The sequence below is a fragment of the Haloarchaeobius iranensis genome, from assembly GCF_900103505.1.
In the GTDB taxonomy this organism is placed as follows: domain Archaea; phylum Halobacteriota; class Halobacteria; order Halobacteriales; family Natrialbaceae; genus Haloarchaeobius; species Haloarchaeobius iranensis.
Map to the genome: position 1 here is coordinate 1 of NZ_FNIA01000035.1, position 15,393 is coordinate 15,393.

General features: G+C 60.1%; 16 protein-coding genes, 1 tRNA gene and 1 pseudogene. 8 read left to right on the plus strand and 10 right to left on the minus strand.

Annotated features, from left to right (window positions below):
* Positions 1-88 precede the first annotated feature (88 nt).
* From BLT27_RS17715 to BLT27_RS17745, 7 genes are all read right to left on the minus strand, one after another.
* Positions 89-922 (minus strand): hypothetical protein, encoded by an 834-nt coding sequence (locus BLT27_RS17715; protein ID WP_139172398.1) that lies wholly within the window; start codon positions 920-922, stop codon positions 89-91.
* The gene (locus BLT27_RS17720) at positions 915-1,502 is read right to left on the minus strand and encodes a DUF8063 family protein (RefSeq protein ID WP_139172399.1); all 588 of its coding nucleotides are present in this window, start codon (positions 1,500-1,502) and stop codon (positions 915-917) included. The genes BLT27_RS17715 and BLT27_RS17720 overlap by 8 nt, the downstream gene beginning before the upstream one ends.
* The gene (locus tag BLT27_RS17725; protein WP_089736330.1) at positions 1,499-3,076 is read right to left on the minus strand and encodes an Env/VP5 family phage fusion protein; all 1,578 of its coding nucleotides are present in this window, start codon (positions 3,074-3,076) and stop codon (positions 1,499-1,501) included. Before BLT27_RS17725 ends, BLT27_RS17720 begins: the two co-directional genes overlap by 4 nt.
* Positions 3,077-3,331: 255 nt before the next feature.
* Positions 3,332-3,721, minus strand: coding sequence for a DUF8023 family protein (locus tag BLT27_RS17730; protein ID WP_089734056.1), 390 nt, complete (start codon positions 3,719-3,721; stop codon positions 3,332-3,334).
* 112 nt (positions 3,722-3,833) lie between these two features.
* Positions 3,834-4,121 carry a hypothetical protein gene (locus BLT27_RS17735; protein WP_089736332.1) on the minus strand — a complete coding sequence of 96 codons (288 nt, stop codon included), beginning with the start codon at positions 4,119-4,121 and terminating at the stop codon, positions 3,834-3,836.
* Positions 4,114-4,803 carry a hypothetical protein gene (locus BLT27_RS19360; protein WP_139172400.1) on the minus strand — a complete coding sequence of 230 codons (690 nt, stop codon included), beginning with the start codon at positions 4,801-4,803 and terminating at the stop codon, positions 4,114-4,116. Before BLT27_RS19360 ends, BLT27_RS17735 begins: the two co-directional genes overlap by 8 nt.
* Positions 4,804-4,887: 84 nt before the next feature.
* A complete protein-coding gene (locus BLT27_RS17745; protein WP_089736336.1) occupies positions 4,888-5,145 on the minus strand; it encodes a helix-turn-helix domain-containing protein in 258 nt (85 codons plus the stop codon).
* Between the two features lie 316 nt (positions 5,146-5,461).
* On the opposite strand from BLT27_RS17745, the gene BLT27_RS17750 reads away from it, so the two are divergent.
* From BLT27_RS17750 to BLT27_RS17765, 4 genes are all read left to right on the plus strand, one after another.
* Positions 5,462-6,514 (plus strand): tyrosine-type recombinase/integrase, encoded by a 1,053-nt coding sequence (locus tag BLT27_RS17750; protein WP_089736338.1) that lies wholly within the window; start codon positions 5,462-5,464, stop codon positions 6,512-6,514.
* Between the two features lie 619 nt (positions 6,515-7,133).
* Positions 7,134-9,041, plus strand: a complete 1,908-nt coding sequence (locus tag BLT27_RS17755; protein WP_089736340.1) for a hybrid sensor histidine kinase/response regulator — start codon at positions 7,134-7,136, stop codon at positions 9,039-9,041.
* A gap of 49 nt (positions 9,042-9,090) precedes the next feature.
* Positions 9,091-9,600, plus strand: coding sequence for a GNAT family N-acetyltransferase (locus BLT27_RS17760; RefSeq protein ID WP_089736341.1), 510 nt, complete (start codon positions 9,091-9,093; stop codon positions 9,598-9,600).
* 118 nt (positions 9,601-9,718) lie between these two features.
* A tRNA-Phe gene (locus BLT27_RS17765) sits at positions 9,719-9,792 on the plus strand.
* Positions 9,793-10,111: 319 nt separating this feature from the next.
* Here the strand turns inward: BLT27_RS17765 and BLT27_RS19365 are convergent.
* Complete coding sequence (locus BLT27_RS19365; RefSeq protein ID WP_139172401.1) at positions 10,112-10,417, minus strand: hypothetical protein; 306 nt, start codon at positions 10,415-10,417, stop codon at positions 10,112-10,114.
* Between the two features lie 207 nt (positions 10,418-10,624).
* Positions 10,625-11,113, minus strand: coding sequence for an FxLYD domain-containing protein (locus BLT27_RS17770; RefSeq protein WP_089736343.1), 489 nt, complete (start codon positions 11,111-11,113; stop codon positions 10,625-10,627).
* A gap of 196 nt (positions 11,114-11,309) precedes the next feature.
* On the opposite strand from BLT27_RS17770, the gene BLT27_RS17775 reads away from it, so the two are divergent.
* From BLT27_RS17775 to BLT27_RS17790, 4 genes are all read left to right on the plus strand, one after another.
* On the plus strand, positions 11,310-11,492 hold the full coding sequence (locus BLT27_RS17775; RefSeq protein ID WP_233742925.1) for a winged helix-turn-helix domain-containing protein: 183 nt from the start codon (positions 11,310-11,312) through the stop codon (positions 11,490-11,492).
* Between the two features lie 497 nt (positions 11,493-11,989).
* Positions 11,990-12,418, plus strand: coding sequence for an SWIM zinc finger family protein (locus BLT27_RS17780; RefSeq protein ID WP_089736350.1), 429 nt, complete (start codon positions 11,990-11,992; stop codon positions 12,416-12,418).
* 462 nt (positions 12,419-12,880) lie between these two features.
* Positions 12,881-13,387, plus strand: coding sequence for a hypothetical protein (locus tag BLT27_RS19370; RefSeq protein WP_175526512.1), 507 nt, complete (start codon positions 12,881-12,883; stop codon positions 13,385-13,387).
* A gap of 152 nt (positions 13,388-13,539) precedes the next feature.
* Positions 13,540-14,487, plus strand: coding sequence for a DUF4268 domain-containing protein (locus tag BLT27_RS17790; RefSeq protein ID WP_089736348.1), 948 nt, complete (start codon positions 13,540-13,542; stop codon positions 14,485-14,487).
* A 2-nt stretch (positions 14,488-14,489) separates the two neighbouring features.
* Here BLT27_RS17790 and BLT27_RS17795 read toward each other — a convergent pair.
* Positions 14,490-15,393: pseudogene (locus BLT27_RS17795) on the minus strand (Eco57I restriction-modification methylase domain-containing protein); the annotation flags it as partial.

The following is a 15,393-nucleotide window of genomic DNA, read 5'->3' on the forward strand; positions in this document are numbered from 1 at the left end:
ACGTGGCTGTTCTCGCGCTTGTGACGGCCGTCCTTCCAGTCCTTCGCCTCACTGCTCGCCCACTCGCCGGAGCCGCTTTCCTCCCGGCTCACGGATTCTCACCACCGTCGGCGACGGCGTCGGTCATCTGGTCATGGTCATCGAGCGGGTCCAGGTCGCCGAGGTCGCCTTTCGCCTCGCGAAGCCACTGGCCTTCGTCGTCCGGAGCGGGGGCTTCCGGCAGGTCTTCGACTTCGCGCTCCATCTCGTCGATGAGTTCCTGAATCTCCACCTCGGGCGCGACGTTGGCCTTCTCGTCTTCCGCTGCCGCCAGTAGCAACGTCGCGTCATGGACTTGGGTCGCGTAGCTGTGGACCGTCGACTTGAGCTGGCTGTACGCTCGCTTCACCCGGTGGTGGTGCTCGTAGATCTCATCCACGCGGGTCGCCGACTCCCACGCCTCGGACGGCTCCAGTTCGGCTTGCTCGCAGCCGCGGACTTCCAGCTCCTCGATGTCGTCGTAGTACTCGAAGGCAGTCACGACCGCGTCGAACGTCCCATCATCGGGGCGAAGCGGCCGGTAGCCCGTGACGGTCTTCTGCTCCCAGAGATCGGGCGCGACGCCCTTCCCGTCGTAGGTGCTGTGTTCGAAGTTGTCTCCGTCAACCGTGCCGGGGTCGGCGACGCCGACCTTCACCCATTCGTGGGGGTCGAGCCACTTCGCCAGCCGGTCCCCGACGGCGTAGGCGGGAATCGCAAGGATGGCGACCGGCGCGGCGAAGTTGAGAAGTTCTGGCGGCGGGGAGGGTACAGTCTCGACGGCCCACGCCGCCCACACACTGACGGCGAGCACGCTCAGGGTGATAGGGACCTTGTACTCGCCGAGCAGGTAGACGGCGTAGTCCCACCGGCTGCCGAACGTCGGACGGTAGCGGTCACTCAAGGTCACGCACCCCCTGCGGTGGGTTCCGCTTGTGCTTCCAGGCGGCCAGCGACACCATACAGACGGCGACACCGAAGCCGCCGAGCCACCCGCCCGTCGACGAGGTCGCACCGAACGGGTTCCGCGAGGGCAGGTCGGTGGATACGACGAACTCCTTCTGGGTCGTCCAGAGCGTGATGGTGGACGCACCGCGCCAGGTCTCGACGTCGAGGACGATGCGCTGGCGGCCCTGATCGAGCCAGAGCTGGTGCTGGTAGTTCGCCATATCCACCGCCGAGAGGCCGTCGCCGCCGCGTTCGTTGGCGGCTTTCATCGCCCCCATGCTATCCTGCCAGCCAAGCAGTGTGCCGGACAGCTCCGAATGGAGGACGAGCACGATGCGGCCGGGCTGTTTCTCCATGTCGACGAGGGTGACGCCCGCGCCGAGATCCGCGCGCATCGTCGAGGCGTTCCCGCCGTCTGGCACCGCGGTCGCGGTCGTCGTGCTGGCGTTGTCCCCGTCTTGTGCAGAGGTTACCCCAGGGACAAGCCCAGCTGTGACGAGTGCGAGCGCGATGACCATGACCGCGCCCCGTCTCACGGCGTCATCACCTCGACGTAGAGTTTGAGCCCGATGCCGACCAGGACCGCCGCGATAGCGATGGTGACGACACCGCCACCGAGGGCGAGCCCGCCCGCGCCGCCGAGTCCAGGCCAGCCGATGTTTCCGGTGCCGCCAGTGCTGTTGCTGGCTTCCTCGATGCGCTGCTGCTCGATCCGACGCAACTCGATGAGTCGGTCCAGCTTCTCCCCGAGTTCGCTGTAGTTATTCGTCCGATACTGGTATTCCTGGGATTCGACGACGGCAATCTCGTTCCCGTCGGCGTCCTCTGCCCGGACGAGGGTGAAGGGCTCGCTGAGTTCGACCGAGCGGTTCGTCGCCGACACCAGAAACGTGAGGGAGCCGCTGCTATTGGCCGGATTGTACGTTGTGCCCACGGTCCAGGTGCCCGACCCGTCCGGCGGGTCGCCGACCATCAGCCCGGTCAGCTCCTCCGTGGAGTTGTTGGGCGTGGTCTCGGCAGTCTGGATGGTCATCGAGCCCGTCGTCGACAGGTTCGGCACCGTCGCGCCTGCTTGTGCGAGGGAGTGAGTGGCCCAGAACATCCAGCCGGTTTCACGGAGATTCTGGCTAGAGTCCATCGCCGCCGCCTGCGTGCTCTGGTACTCCTCGATGTCGAGGTTCCCACGGACGTACGAGCCGTAGAGCCCGTTGACGGTGCTGTTGAGGTTGTCCAGCATCTGCTGGTTCTGGCTCTCGATTCGCTCGATGGTGGTCCACCAGCGCGAGCTGTTGTAGACCATCACCGTGTCGTTCTCGAACGTCGACAGGACGTGGATGTACTCGACATCTTCGGGACCGTAGTCGTCCGAGTTCGGCCACGTCGCGCCCTGGACGAGCGGGCCGGAGTGGCTGCCGATACCGCCACCGCCGACGTGTGAGCCCGACGCGTGGCCGTGCATGGCCTCGAACTCGATGACGCTCCCATTCGGCAGCGTGTAGTTCATCGTATCCGTGAGATTGTACTCGCCGAGCCCGTGGTTGAGGCGGTCGTCGTAGGTGGCGTAGTCGATCTCGAACGTGGACTGGTTCAGCTCCTCCATCTCGACGGTCCGCGCGAGGTACATGAAGTCCTCCCATTTCGCGTTCCGGTCCGCCGCCAGATTCCTCAGGAGTATGCTGTAGTACTCCTCGACCGCCGAGATAGCCGCTCTCCGGGTCTGGGCCTGCGTGCTGTTGTTTTCGAGCGCGTTCAGCGCGGCTACTTCGGCCTTGGTCCAGGCGACTGTGCGAGCGTGTTCAAGACTGTTCGCCTGGCCGTCGAGGAAGCTGTCGGAGTACACAGCAAGCGTCTCCGACCGACTGTGGATATCCTGCATCTCCTGCTGTTTGTTCCCCTGGCGAATCTCCTCGATGCGGCACTCCGTCGACTTGTCGAGGTTGCCCTGGAGGATGTCGATGCCGATTGCAATGGCGTCTCGACCGCAGGGGTCGCCCGCGAAGCCGTCCCCGTCGTCATCGTCGTCCGGAGCTGCGGCAGCAGCGGGAGCGACCAGCGTTGTCGAGACGAGCAACGCGGCCATGACCATGACCGCGGACTGTCTGGCCTTCATGCCAGGCTCACCCCGAACCAGACCAGCGAGCCGACAAGTACGACCAGGAGGAACGCGAAGCCGACGAGCCGCGTGGTCGGATCACTCACGGGTCTCACCTCGGTCGGGACCGCGGTCGATGACGCGCTGGCGGATGCCTGCCTTGGTGACGATTCTCCGAAGTCGTTCGGTGGTCTCGGAGTCGAAGCCTCGGAGTACTATTCTGCCCGGTTCTGGAGGTTGGTGGGTACTCATGAATGGGTAGGGGAAGCGGGGTTATTCGACGTAGCTGACGAGGATCGCGCCGCCGGACTGGACCATCGCGAGGATGAACGAGATGGCGTCGATGCCAGCGAACGCGCGAACAGCCGGAATCAGCACGTACGCGGGGACGATGCCGAGGGTGACGGCGAGGATGACGAGTTCGTAGTTCTCGTAGCTACTGCCGTCGATCTCGTTGGTGGCGACGATCCAGACGGTGCCCGCGATGGACAAGAGCGCGGCGGCGGTCAGCTCTACACTGGAAGCCGACCAGAGAACGTCCGAGAAGGCGAAGTTCCCGAACACGTTTACTTGCATTCCGATGGTCCCGAGGGCGATTGCGCCCATGAACGGGACCAGGATCAACGCGACAACGTCGACGAGGTCGATTTGGTTTCTCGACATGCTGCAACCGACCGGTCGTCGAATCTAGACTTAGTCGTCACACTGCTCACGCATTCCACCAAACCAGGACTAAATCCGACGGATTCTGGTCTCCCGACCGAACCTTACCAGATCAATCGTCAGTGTCGGGCTCCTCGGCCTCGTCTACCCAATTAAATTGCTTCTCAGTCTCGTCGTGATTGAACGTAATCGAGAGCCCGTCGAGAGCCGCCGGTATCTCTTCGGGAGTCTCAGCCTTTTGTCCTACCTGTTTTATGACTTCGATGCTCTGGCCTTCAATCTCGTCTCTGCTCTCATCTTCCGGTGAGTCTCGATCTGACTGCCCGAATGCGAACTCGGTAATCTTCCCAGCAGCTCCCCCCGAGGCACCCGCCAGAACTTTAACCAGTACATCAATCATCGTTCTCTTCCGTCGCGTTGGCGAGCTCCGTCGCAAGCATGACCGCAATTGCATTCACGACACCCCACTTCATTTGAACTGAAAAGTCGTATCCGAGCCTCTCAGCGTGTTTTTCCACGTAATGTGCAATCATGAGCCGGGCAACCTCCGTTTCAAATTCTGTCAACTCGGCTTCCGAGGATAGCGCTTCAATGCCCCCACCATCGATGTGTGACTGGTTGAATTCGATATCGAATTGATTGGGGAATGAAACCCCTGACTCGTCCAGAATTTTGTTCAGAGGCTCTTTCGTCTGGATACCTCCTGGTAGGGTGATGTCTATCAGGAAGAAATTGCCATCAGGTGGCTGAGCGAGGGTCTGGAAGTCGATGTAGTCGTGGTCGAACTCGGAACCAGAACTCAACTCCGCTCGAAATGGTATTTCGGGGTCAAAGTACCATCTGTGTTTACCTGGTCCTTCACCCGGTCCGTACATGCCCTTCTTCCCAGGCTGACCTCGGTGACCAGGACGCCTTATCTCGAAACTATTCTCGCTGATATTCTGTCGAATAATGTAATTTGAGGGGTCAGAAGACCCCAGCGGGACGGTGATTCGTATTTTGCTCTCGTCCGGAATATAGGTGTATCCACCCCCATCAACCTGGTCTAAGTCAGAGGAATTCGTTGTTCGATTTTCGGGCACAGGAAGGGCAAGACAACCGAATCTAATAAACCCACATCTCGATACAGACGGCACCGTTGGAGCCGCACATCGTACAGTCGCAACTCACGATTGGTCGCGGGGTTCCTCTGGCTCATTGAGACTCTCCCGACCCGCCTCAGTGAGCCACCAGACCGGGCTCCGTCCGGCCTTCTTGTAGTCGAGCGCCGACTCATCCACGAGACTGTAGAGCCGTTTTCGCATCCCCTCGTTGGAGAAGTCGAAGGCGTCGGCAACCTCGCTAGTCGTCAGAACTGGGTCGTCTGACTCGGCGAAAAAGTTCAGAATCTCGGAGTCAGAAACGGTCTCCTTCCGGCCTGCCATTACGTCGAAAGAGCCCCCCTAGCCCCATATTATCATGGGTTAAACCCGCCCCAATGCAACCGGTTCTGTGGCCCAATTTAATTTGTCCAGTACAACTATATGGCCGTGCGACAAATGGCCGTATAGGAAGCCCTCCTTGGATCCACGACTCGGCGTTGGGTCCCTCTCAGAAAGCAGGCGGACCCGGTGTTGGAGCACCGGCCCGCACGGGCTTCCGTACCTGCGCTACGGAAACCATGTATGCCATCGAGAACACGGGGGATAAATCCCCGGACAGCAGCGACCAGTATCGTCTATCGGCAGTGGGGGAGCAGCGATGAGCGACGAGCTCGAACCGCTCGCCCCCCACGAAGCGGTGCAGATGTATCTCGATTCGAGACGCGACGATCTCGCCGCGTCCACGCTTCAGTCTCAGGAGTACCGACTTGAGGCGTTCATCGAGTGGGCCGACGAGAAAGAGATCGAGAACCTGAACGACCTGACCGGACGGGACCTGTACGCCTACCGAGTGTGGCGTCGAGAAGGGAAGGGCGGGAAGCGAGCGGCGATCAAGCCCGTCACGCTCCGGGGGCAACTCGCCACGGTGAAAGCGTTCCTCCGGTTCGCCGGAGAGATCGAGGCGGTCCCGAAGGACCTGCACGACAAGGTTCCACTGCCGACGCTCGACGGAGCCGAGGACGTGAGCGAGTCGACGCTCGAACCGGAGCGGGCGGAGGCTATCATCGACTACCTCGGCCGGTACGAGTACGCGAGCAGCAACCACATCATACTGCTGCTACTCTGGCGGACCGGATGCAGAACCGGTGGCCTTCGGGCACTGGATCTTCAAGACGTTGACCTGGAGGGCGACCACCCTGCTGTTTCGGGGCCAGCCGTCCGGTTCGTTCACCGGCCCGAGACAGACACCCCGTTGAAGAACAAGGAGCGTGGGAACCGCTGGAATCGTATCGGGAACCACGTCGCGAAGGTGCTCGCGGACTACATCGACGGCCCCCGGCACGACGTGACTGACGAGTACGACCGGGAGCCGCTGCTGACGACGACCAACGGTCGGGCATCGGCGTCGTCGGTACGGGCGACTCTGTACCGCGTCACTCGTCCGTGCTGGCGAGATGCCGGTTGTCCGCACGACAAGAACCCGGAGACGTGCGAGTACACCGAACTCTCGAAGGCCAGCCAGTGCCCGTCGGCCCGGTCCCCGCACGACGCGCGGAGTGGTCGGGTCACGTACTACCGACAGAACGACACGCCCCGGAGAGTCGTCCAGGACCGACTCGATGCGAGCGAGGACGTGCTCGATAAGCACTACGACCGGCGTAGCGAGCGGCAGCGTGCCGAACAGCGGACTGAGCACCTTCCCGATCTATGAAATCGCCACACGGTACCCCGAGTGCAACGTTTGCGCGAGAATCCAACTCCGTCAGGGCCCATCCACTTCCTGCACGGTTCCCGATTCTCGCCGCCCGTCGGTCTCACTCGAATCCGTTCCCGGTTATCGGTAGCGTGGCTTCGGTGGGGTCGCTATCGGACGGATTATGCACCAGCTACGTCGATACGGTACGAGAACTATGGCGGGTTCGAACGGTGGTGTGGGCCCGCACCAACTCCCCCCCGAGAGTTGGAGTGGGCCCGGTTCCAGTGACGACTGTGGTGGATTCGTGCACGGGTCGGCCTCCGGTGGGACACCGTCAGGTCAACCCAAGTAAGTTTATTATCGTTTATAGGATAAGTTTACCGGCCTTCCATCCCATGCTGTCCCGGTCCACCCAGCCGTAGTCCCCTGGTCACTACCCGATATGTCGAGTGGTTTCTCCAGCTCCAGGATGTTCGGAAAGGAGACATGAATGAGGGGGACCGGATGTCGATCGCGACATCGTCGGTGGACATCGTCGGATAGGTGACGAGCCGTGCCTGTCGATGCTGGCGTTCGGACCCGTCACCGTCCCAAGAGTATTAAGCGGTGCCACGGCTACGTGGAGTAACGACGTATGACCGACGCAATCCGGGTCCTGCACGTCGACGACGAGCCGGCGTTCCTGACCCTCACCAGCGAGTTCCTCGACCGGGAACTCGACGCCGTCGAGGTCGAGACGACGATGAGCGCGTCGGACGCGCTGGATCGACTCGACGCGGTGGACCCGGACTGTGTGGTCAGCGACTACCAGATGCCGGAGATGGACGGGCTCGACCTGCTGGAAGCGGTCCGTGACCGCCGCCCAGAACTGCCCTTCATTCTCTTCACGGGACACGGCTCCGAGCAGATCGCGAGCAACGCCATCTCGGCGGGGGTGACGGACTATCTCCAGAAGGGCAGCGCGAACGAGCAGTTCCAGCTCCTCGCGAACCGTATCCGGAACGCCGTCGAGGCGTATCGCACCCAGGCCGCGTTCGAGGAGTCGGAACGGATGTTCTCGACGCTCATCTCCAACCTTCCGGGGATGGTGTACCGGTGTCGCAACGCCCCGGAGTGGCCGATGGAGTTCGTCAGCCAGGGCTGTCTCGACCTCACCGGCTATCAGCCGTCCCAGCTCGAGCGTGGCGATGTCGTCTGGGGTGACGACATACTCCATCCCGACGACCAGGAGTCGGCCTGGGGGGTCGTCCAGGACGCCATCGACACCAGGGAGTCGTTCGAGGTCACCTACCGCATCCGCCGCCGTGACGGGGCAATCCGCTGGATGTGGGAGCAGGGGCGTGGGGTGTACGCCGACGACGGCGAGCTCCTCGCGCTCGAGGGGTTCATCACCGACGTGACCGAGCGGGTGCGCTACGAACGCCGGCTCGACGCCCTCAACGAGGTCCTCGGCAAACTGCTGGAGACGGCGGACAGACACGAGTGTGCGTGGGTCGCCGTCGAGGCGGCCTGTGACTCGCTGGAGTTCCCCATCGCGTCCGTCCGACTGTACGACCCGGAGACGGACGAGCTCGAACCGGTGGCCGTCACCGACGCCACGGCAGACGGGCTGGAGGAACGACTGGCCTTCCCGGGCGAGAACGGCCCCGCCTGGCACGCCTACACCACGGGCGAGGTGCAGTGGTACCCCGACGTCGTTCCCGAGTCGGTGACCGTCGAGTCCCACGCCGTCGTCCGGTCGCTGCTCGTGCTCCCGCTCGGGCGGTACGGGGCGCTCGTGCTCGCCTCCCCGACGCCCGACGACTTCTCCGAGACCGACCACAACCTCGCGCGCATCCTCGCTGCCAACCTGCAGTCGGCACTCGACCGCGCCAACCGCGAGCGCACGGTTCGCGACCGTGAGCAAGAGCTCCGCGAGCAGAACGCCCGACTGGAGGAGTTCACGAACATCGTCAGCCACGACCTCCGGAACCCACTCTCCGTCGTCCGCGGCCAGCTCGGACTCGCACGAGAGACCGGCGGCGACGAGCATTTCGACCGTGCGGAGGCCTCGCTGACGCGGATCGAGGACCTCGTCTCCGACATGCTCACGCTCGCCAAACGGGGGATGGTCGTCGGGGAGACCGAAGCACTCTACCTCGAGGTGGTCGCCCGACGTGCCTGGGAGGCAGTCGAGGCCGAAGGGGCAGCCCTCACCGTCGCGTCGGACGTCGGGCTGGTCGCCGACCAGAGCCGACTCCAGCAGCTCCTCGAGAACCTGTTCTCGAACGGCATCGAACACGGCTCTACGGGGGACGGCGTCACCCTCACCGTCGGCGCGCTCGACGACGGGTTCTACGTCGCCGACGACGGAGCCGGCATCGCCCCCGCCGAGCGAGCGCACGTGTTCGACCCCGGTTTCAGTACCGAAGAACAGGGGACCGGCTTCGGCCTCGCTATCGTCCAGCAGATCGCCACCGCACACGGCTGGTCGGTCTCGCTCACCGAAGGCGACGACGGCGGCGCACGCTTCGAGTTCACCGACGTCGAACTGGCCGAGTGAGGCTGCCCCCGGCCGAACGCTTTTCTCCAGGCTGCCCGATAGTCGGCCCGTGCCCGACTACATCGTCCGCGAGGCCGAGCAGGCCGACGCTTCCGGCATCCAGCGCGTCGCCCGAGCCGGCTGGCACGCCGCCTACGACGACGCCATGGGCTCGGATACCGTCGACGACTGCATCGACGACTGGTACGACCACGAGACGGTCGCGGGCGCTATCACGGACGACGACATCGACTACCTCGTCGCCACCGCCGAGGACCGCGTCGTCGGCTACGCGTCCGCCGGCCCGACGGACGACGACCGACCCGAGGCGGTCGCCGGCCTGTACAGCATCTACGTCCATCCCGACCGCTGGGGAGCCGGCATCGGAACGACACTGCTCGAACGCTGCACAGGGCGGCTCCGCGAGCGTGGCTTCGAGCACCTCTGCCTCCGCGTCATCGCGACCAATGAGGTCGGCATCTCCTTCTACCGCTCCCACGGCTTCGAGAAGACCGGCGAGGAGGCAGCCGAGCTGAAGGGCCAGTCCCTCGACGAGTACGAGTTCGCCAGAGCCCTCTAGTCCGGTCTACACCCGGAGCCACCGCCTTGCCCCCGTGCCGCATCCGAATTCGACGGCTGGTTCCCACGCTCCCGATTCGAAATCCTTTTTTAGTGCATCCACCGAAGTTGGAGTGCGCGCCGCCTTAGCTCAGACTGGGAGAGCACTCGACTGAAGATCGAGCTGTCCCCGGTTCAAATCCGGGAGGCGGCATACCTTTTCCGCGCGGATTACATTCGCAGTACGGCGTAGGGATTCACCCCTATAGCACCGTATTTTCCGTGCGAGATTTGAACCGGCTACAGCACGCACCCCGATACCGTCGGGCGCTTCATTACATTGTACGCGCCGTGGCTCCTTCAGTCCTTCCCTCATGTCGAGATGGATTATGTGTTTAGGGCGGTGTATAATGCTGTTTTCGCCGGGTAGGGGTTTCTCCTACGCGTTGTTCGGCGGCGATAGCGTTCTCTCGCACTTCCAACACTCCGGGTCGTACCCTCCCACTGCGGTCCCACAGAACGGACACTGCGCTTCAAAACTCACGGGAACCACCATCCTTCGTCGGGAACGCGTCTGCGATACCACTACGATAGTCTCGGTCGCCTCTCTTCAGCCCGAGTGAAAGCGCTCTCCGCACGGTACGGTCGTACCTATCCACATCAACCAGAATCTCGTCCTCGCAGGACAGTACCATTCCCTTCTGATTCACCGCTACTTCGCACTTGTATCCGCCTGACGGGCAGGTAGCATACTCTTTGTCACCGCTGTAGGGCCATACGTAGGCACAACGAGGACATTTCACGACGGTATCACCGGGCTTCGCGTACTCTGGTATCATGCAAACTTCCCGAGGGAGCGGAAGAAGTTAAAATATTCTGACGTTTTATGCAACTCGTTACGTAATTAACCCCAATGCAAGAAATCGCAATACTCCGGATATTCCCTTCCTGTAATTACCGCAAACTGCTATCGTAGAATTTTCTCGGGTTTGGTCTATTCAGTCATTCGTCTATGCCGAAGGTATTCCTGAAAAGGATTGCTCGGGTCAGAATCCGGTCGTCACTTCAACTTCGTACTCTTCGATACGGCTCTCTTCCTGCCCGGTGAACATACACTCGAACTGCCATTCTCTACCAGCGGCAAGGTCGCTCACGTTATCGAGTCCTTCGCCTATCTGCGTACCTTCCGAGTCGAGGAACGTCGCGGTCGCCTCGACGTAGGAGATTTCACTGTCGGTATTGTTGACGGCGGTGCCACGGACACCTGACGAGAACTCTTCCTCGTAGAACTCGTGGTTCAGGATTTCCACGTCGGGCTGTTCGTTGCTACCACCGTCTCCGCTGTTCCCGTCGTTGCTGTTTCCGCTGTTACTGTCGCCGCCACTGTTGTCCGAGTTGCCATTACTGCTGTCTCCGCTGTTGTCGTTCGCGTCTCCGCCGCCGGAGTCACCCCCATCTTCCGTACAGCCCGCGAGGGCGAGGGCGCTGGCGGTCGTTCCAAGGGTCGCAAGGTACCGTCGTCGGTTCAGTTCCATTGCGCTTTGGTAATGAAGTGGCAACTACTTATATCGTTCTCATAGTCACGGAACGTGACCAATATCACGATTCGTGGGTGCTATCGCCCAACGACGCTATATTCAGGCAATGCGCCTTTCGGCGGAGTGGACGACCCTTGCGGACGAGCGTATCTTGGAATATTTACGAGACAACAAGAGCGGGACACCAACCAAAATGGCGAACCACGAGAATATCCATTTCTCGCGGTCGTATCTATCCAAGCGGTGCAAGGTGCTGGTGGACCACGGACTAATCGAGGACTATGGTAACGCGGTGTTCGTTCTGACTGATAAGGGCGAAGCGTACCTCGCTGGCGAACTGAATCTTAACGAACTCGACCCCGACGAGGAAGCGTAACTCGGGTTGGCAATCCGTTCCCTAATCGGCCATGAACGGGTTTCTTGACGCCTAAATTTCGCTCTTCGTGGATGGTCACACCGACAGCGAGCCGAGAGATGGCGGGAGTACGCCGTGTGGACTATCGTCGTCGGAGTGAGTGGTCTTGACCGTCGTTTCTGATAGGCTGTCAGAGGCGTTCAGCGGCCTCATGTGCCGTGATAATCCTATAAAATCCTAACATAGACCGCGCTGGCAGGTGACTACGGCTTCTGGTCGGCGTCGAGTTGGCTTTCGCTCACTACCTATCGAACTACTGTCTATACTCATATGTCGAATGATGGCTTGAAAAAGCATATTTCAGACGTTCCCGAATCAGAAGTACAGAAACCTAACACTTACACTGCCACAGCACGTAATTATTAACAGAGGGCGACCGCTTCTCGGGGCTTGATTCGCGTCAGAAAGCCCGCGTGCTGAGACACGCGAGCGGTGGCCTTCTGAGGTGTCAGAACGCCATGTCCAAATCAGCATTAGAGGTACTTGAGTCCGACGAACAGGTAGAGAAGAGGGCGCAGTGGGAAGCCTTCGAGTTCACCGTCCTCGGTGACGGCGACGTAGAGGTACTGAACGGCTCCCACGAAGACGCCGACGACCACACGTACACCGTCCACGTCGAGGGCAGTGTCCCGTCGGATTGTACGTGTCCTGCGTGGGAGTACCAGCCCGGTGCGTGCAAGCATATGGTGGCCGTAGCGATTCGAGAGCCAGTCCTTGAAGCGGCCAATCGGGAACTGCCTGTCCGCGCCGACGGGGGAACCGTCACCCTCGAATCGTTCACTACCGAGGACACCGACGAAGACGTGTGCTGGTGCGACGACCACAGTATGCCCTGCTTCGACTGCTACAACGACGGTCGCCGCGACCTGCCGGGTGAGGGCGAATGACTCGACCGTCTCCGGCGGCGGCTCTGAACGGCGTACAGTGCGGCCACATTTGCGACCGGTGTAATCGAGGAATCAGGACCGGCGACAAGGCGGTCGCCTACGGAACCTACTACGAACGTGGCGGATGGACGCTCCGACGAGTCTGGTGTGACGAGTGCGCTGATAAGGGTATCAGCAACGAGACGGAAGGTGCCGACGAGGTACTTGTGGAAGCGGTGTACTGGCAGGGAAAACTCGTCTCGGTGACGACGATAGTCCGGAGCCGTCCCTCGAATTGAACAGACGACGGGTTGAACTGAGAACAAGAAAACGCCCTTAATATCAGATTTATTTAAATATACCACATTAATCTGATAGCCCTAATAGCGCCCATATTCCTGCTTTCTCTCTCATTATCCCTATTCATATACTATTGCTGTCATGAAATGGGTTAAGTATCTGGCCGACCAGTTGTAGTATGCGATGGAACGAAATGTTCGGCAATCGGTCTGCAATGACTTGAGAGACAAGTACGAGGAATTAGACCTTGAATCAGTTTTCATTAGAGAAGGGCCACAAGGGCGTGAACTGGTTCCGTTAGCCCGGTGGGAAATCAAACGAAAAATCCGACAGCGTGTGTTGTCCGACGAAGAAAAGTACCTGATTGAAGGCAGAACAGGACACCTGCCGTTAGAACAGACCGTGTATCCAGAATACCACAAGGAAATAGACGTATCTCTTAACGAGTTCATCAGTGACTGCCTTCGGTTCGGGATTCTGAAGGAGTCAAGCCGTGGCAAATATGAACTGGTGAGGGCTGACCCCACTGCGTTCGAGTCCGAACGAGAAGGGATTCGTATTAGGTGTAGGTGGGAAGGAATCTATACAGTCTACCGCCATCGGATGAACACTTCGGGAGAAATCGACCTGAAGGCCAACGGCGACCCCGCAATTGACGGCAGAACGCTTCAGGACCCACTCGCTTGGTAAATGACGCTACAGGTTGTCCTCGCTAATAATCAAGCGCACACTGTTTGTTTCAGCCACTCCGCTTCTTCGCGTAGTTTGTGTTGTCTTCCTTGACTACTGTCGTGAAATGAGTAGCAGACAGGTTTTTCAGCGCTCGCTTGGTGGTTCGCGGTATGCCAGACTTTGCTTCGCTCGAATCTCAAGAGGTACGCGAGTATTGGGAACACGAGGCCCAAGAGTTCACACCGTGGGTAGCGAATGAGATACGCGTTGAAGACGTTTCCGAGTTAGAAGACTCGTTGGGGTTGGACCTTGAGATAATCGAGGAAGAGAAGAGTGTCGGACGCTACAACGTCGATATTCTCGCAGAAGTCGTAGACGACAACCGAAACGTCGTCATTGAGAACCAACTGAACCCCTCGGACCACGACCACTTGGGCAAATCAATCGCCTATGCCTCGGGCGTTGACGCCGACATTATCGTGTGGATTTCACCACGATTCCACGACGAACACCGGGACGCGATACAGTGGCTCAATGAGAACAGCCGGGAGGGTGTGGACCTATTCGCTATCCGTCTCGAAGTATGGAAAATCGGTGATTCGGAACCTGCTGTCAGGTTGAATCCTGTCGCGGAGCCGAGCGAGTGGAAGGAGAAGGCCAAGCGGTCAGAGGGCGAACTAACGGACACGGAGAAATTACAGGAAGAGTTTTGGACTGAGTTTCGGGACCGGATTGAGGACCGCGAGACGCCCTTGAGCGCTCGGAAACCGAACCCGCAACACTGGTACAACAATCCGATTGGGAAAACCGGTTTTGAACTCGCCTTCATTCTCAATTCCCGTGACAACGAACTCCGGGCTGAACTCATTATTCGAGATAACGCCGAAGCGTACCGGCAGTTGATAGACCAGTCACAACAAATCGAATCGGAGTTCGACCGAGAACTAACGTGGCACGAACCGGAAGAGACGCGAGCCGGGAAGGAGCGGAGCCGTATCGTTGTCACGAAGTCGGCTGACGTGACCGACCAAGACCAATGGGACGAATACCTCGATTGGATGATTGAACACGGCGAACAGTTCCACGACGTGTTCTACGACCGGATTCAGCGGCTATAACGTTAGACCAACTCGTCGTACTTGTCCAAGACCGCCTCGAAATACGCCTCGTCCATGATACGGGGACTCTGAACCCGGTGGAAGTCCTCAAGCACGAACTCGGCTTGGTCGCGGTCAAGACCGTAGGCGTGGAACGCGGCGGCGTCGAGTTCAGCCTGAACTTCCCGACGTTCGTCCATGTCGGTCGCCGGTTCGATACCACCGAGCCGGTCGCGCATTTCCTCGAACTCGTCGCCGTAGCAGTTCAACCGAGCGGCACGCTTCCAGATGTAGTCGAACCACTCGTCACCAGCCGTCAAGCGGGGAGCCTGCGACTCTTTCAGTTTGTAGAAGACGACAGTCGAGTCGATTTTCGTCCGCATGAGGAAGTCGAACGGGAGGCTATTGAGCAACCCGACGGCGACGAACAGTTCTTCGTCCGAGTAGATACGTTCGTAGGCACCATGTAGAGTCGGTTCCTCAAGGTCGTCCTCTTCAGGTTCGATTCGGTACGGGCGAAGGGTCGGGGCTTTGTCGTGGCACACTACCCCCTTCGGTAGCACCGAGGCAATCATCGTGCGCTCGTCGCTGGCACGGGCAATATCGCGGTAGGAGATACGGTATTCCGTACAATCAAGCAGTACGTCGTCCTCTGACAGTGGTTCGCCCCGTCGTTCTTCCAGCAGTTCATTGACGAACCCGACTTGCGAACCGGACCCATCGAAGGCGTCGTATATTCCGCGTTTGAGTTTCGGCAGGCTCTTCTCTCGAATCCGCTTCTTCGCGCTCAACTCGGGGTCTTTGTCTTCTGGTACGCCCCAAAACTTCGGCCCTTCCAAGTCGTCCAAGAACGACGGGTCGTACATGGCTCTATTGAATCCACGGACGGCGTAGGGACGAGCCGTCAGAACGTTGGAAGTGAAGCGG

Excerpts from the sequence above, each read along its gene's own strand:
- BLT27_RS17780 (WP_089736350.1), top strand. The coding sequence starts at position 11,990 with ATGTCCAAATCAGCATTAGAGGTACTTGAGTCCGACGAACAGGTAGAG.
- BLT27_RS17735 (WP_089736332.1), bottom strand. The coding sequence starts at position 4,121 with ATGATTGATGTACTGGTTAAAGTTCTGGCGGGTGCCTCGGGGGGAGCT.
- BLT27_RS17755 (WP_089736340.1), top strand. The coding sequence starts at position 7,134 with ATGACCGACGCAATCCGGGTCCTGCACGTCGACGACGAGCCGGCGTTC.
- BLT27_RS17745 (WP_089736336.1), bottom strand. The coding sequence starts at position 5,145 with ATGGCAGGCCGGAAGGAGACCGTTTCTGACTCCGAGATTCTGAACTTT.
- BLT27_RS17730 (WP_089734056.1), bottom strand. The coding sequence starts at position 3,721 with ATGTCGAGAAACCAAATCGACCTCGTCGACGTTGTCGCGTTGATCCTG.
- BLT27_RS19370 (WP_175526512.1), top strand. The coding sequence starts at position 12,881 with ATGGAACGAAATGTTCGGCAATCGGTCTGCAATGACTTGAGAGACAAG.
- BLT27_RS17770 (WP_089736343.1), bottom strand. The coding sequence starts at position 11,113 with ATGGAACTGAACCGACGACGGTACCTTGCGACCCTTGGAACGACCGCC.
- BLT27_RS17790 (WP_089736348.1), top strand. The coding sequence starts at position 13,540 with ATGCCAGACTTTGCTTCGCTCGAATCTCAAGAGGTACGCGAGTATTGG.
- BLT27_RS19365 (WP_139172401.1), bottom strand. The coding sequence starts at position 10,417 with ATGATACCAGAGTACGCGAAGCCCGGTGATACCGTCGTGAAATGTCCT.
- BLT27_RS17750 (WP_089736338.1), top strand. The coding sequence starts at position 5,462 with ATGAGCGACGAGCTCGAACCGCTCGCCCCCCACGAAGCGGTGCAGATG.
- BLT27_RS17775 (WP_233742925.1), top strand. The coding sequence starts at position 11,310 with ATGGCGAACCACGAGAATATCCATTTCTCGCGGTCGTATCTATCCAAG.
- BLT27_RS17725 (WP_089736330.1), bottom strand. The coding sequence starts at position 3,076 with ATGAAGGCCAGACAGTCCGCGGTCATGGTCATGGCCGCGTTGCTCGTC.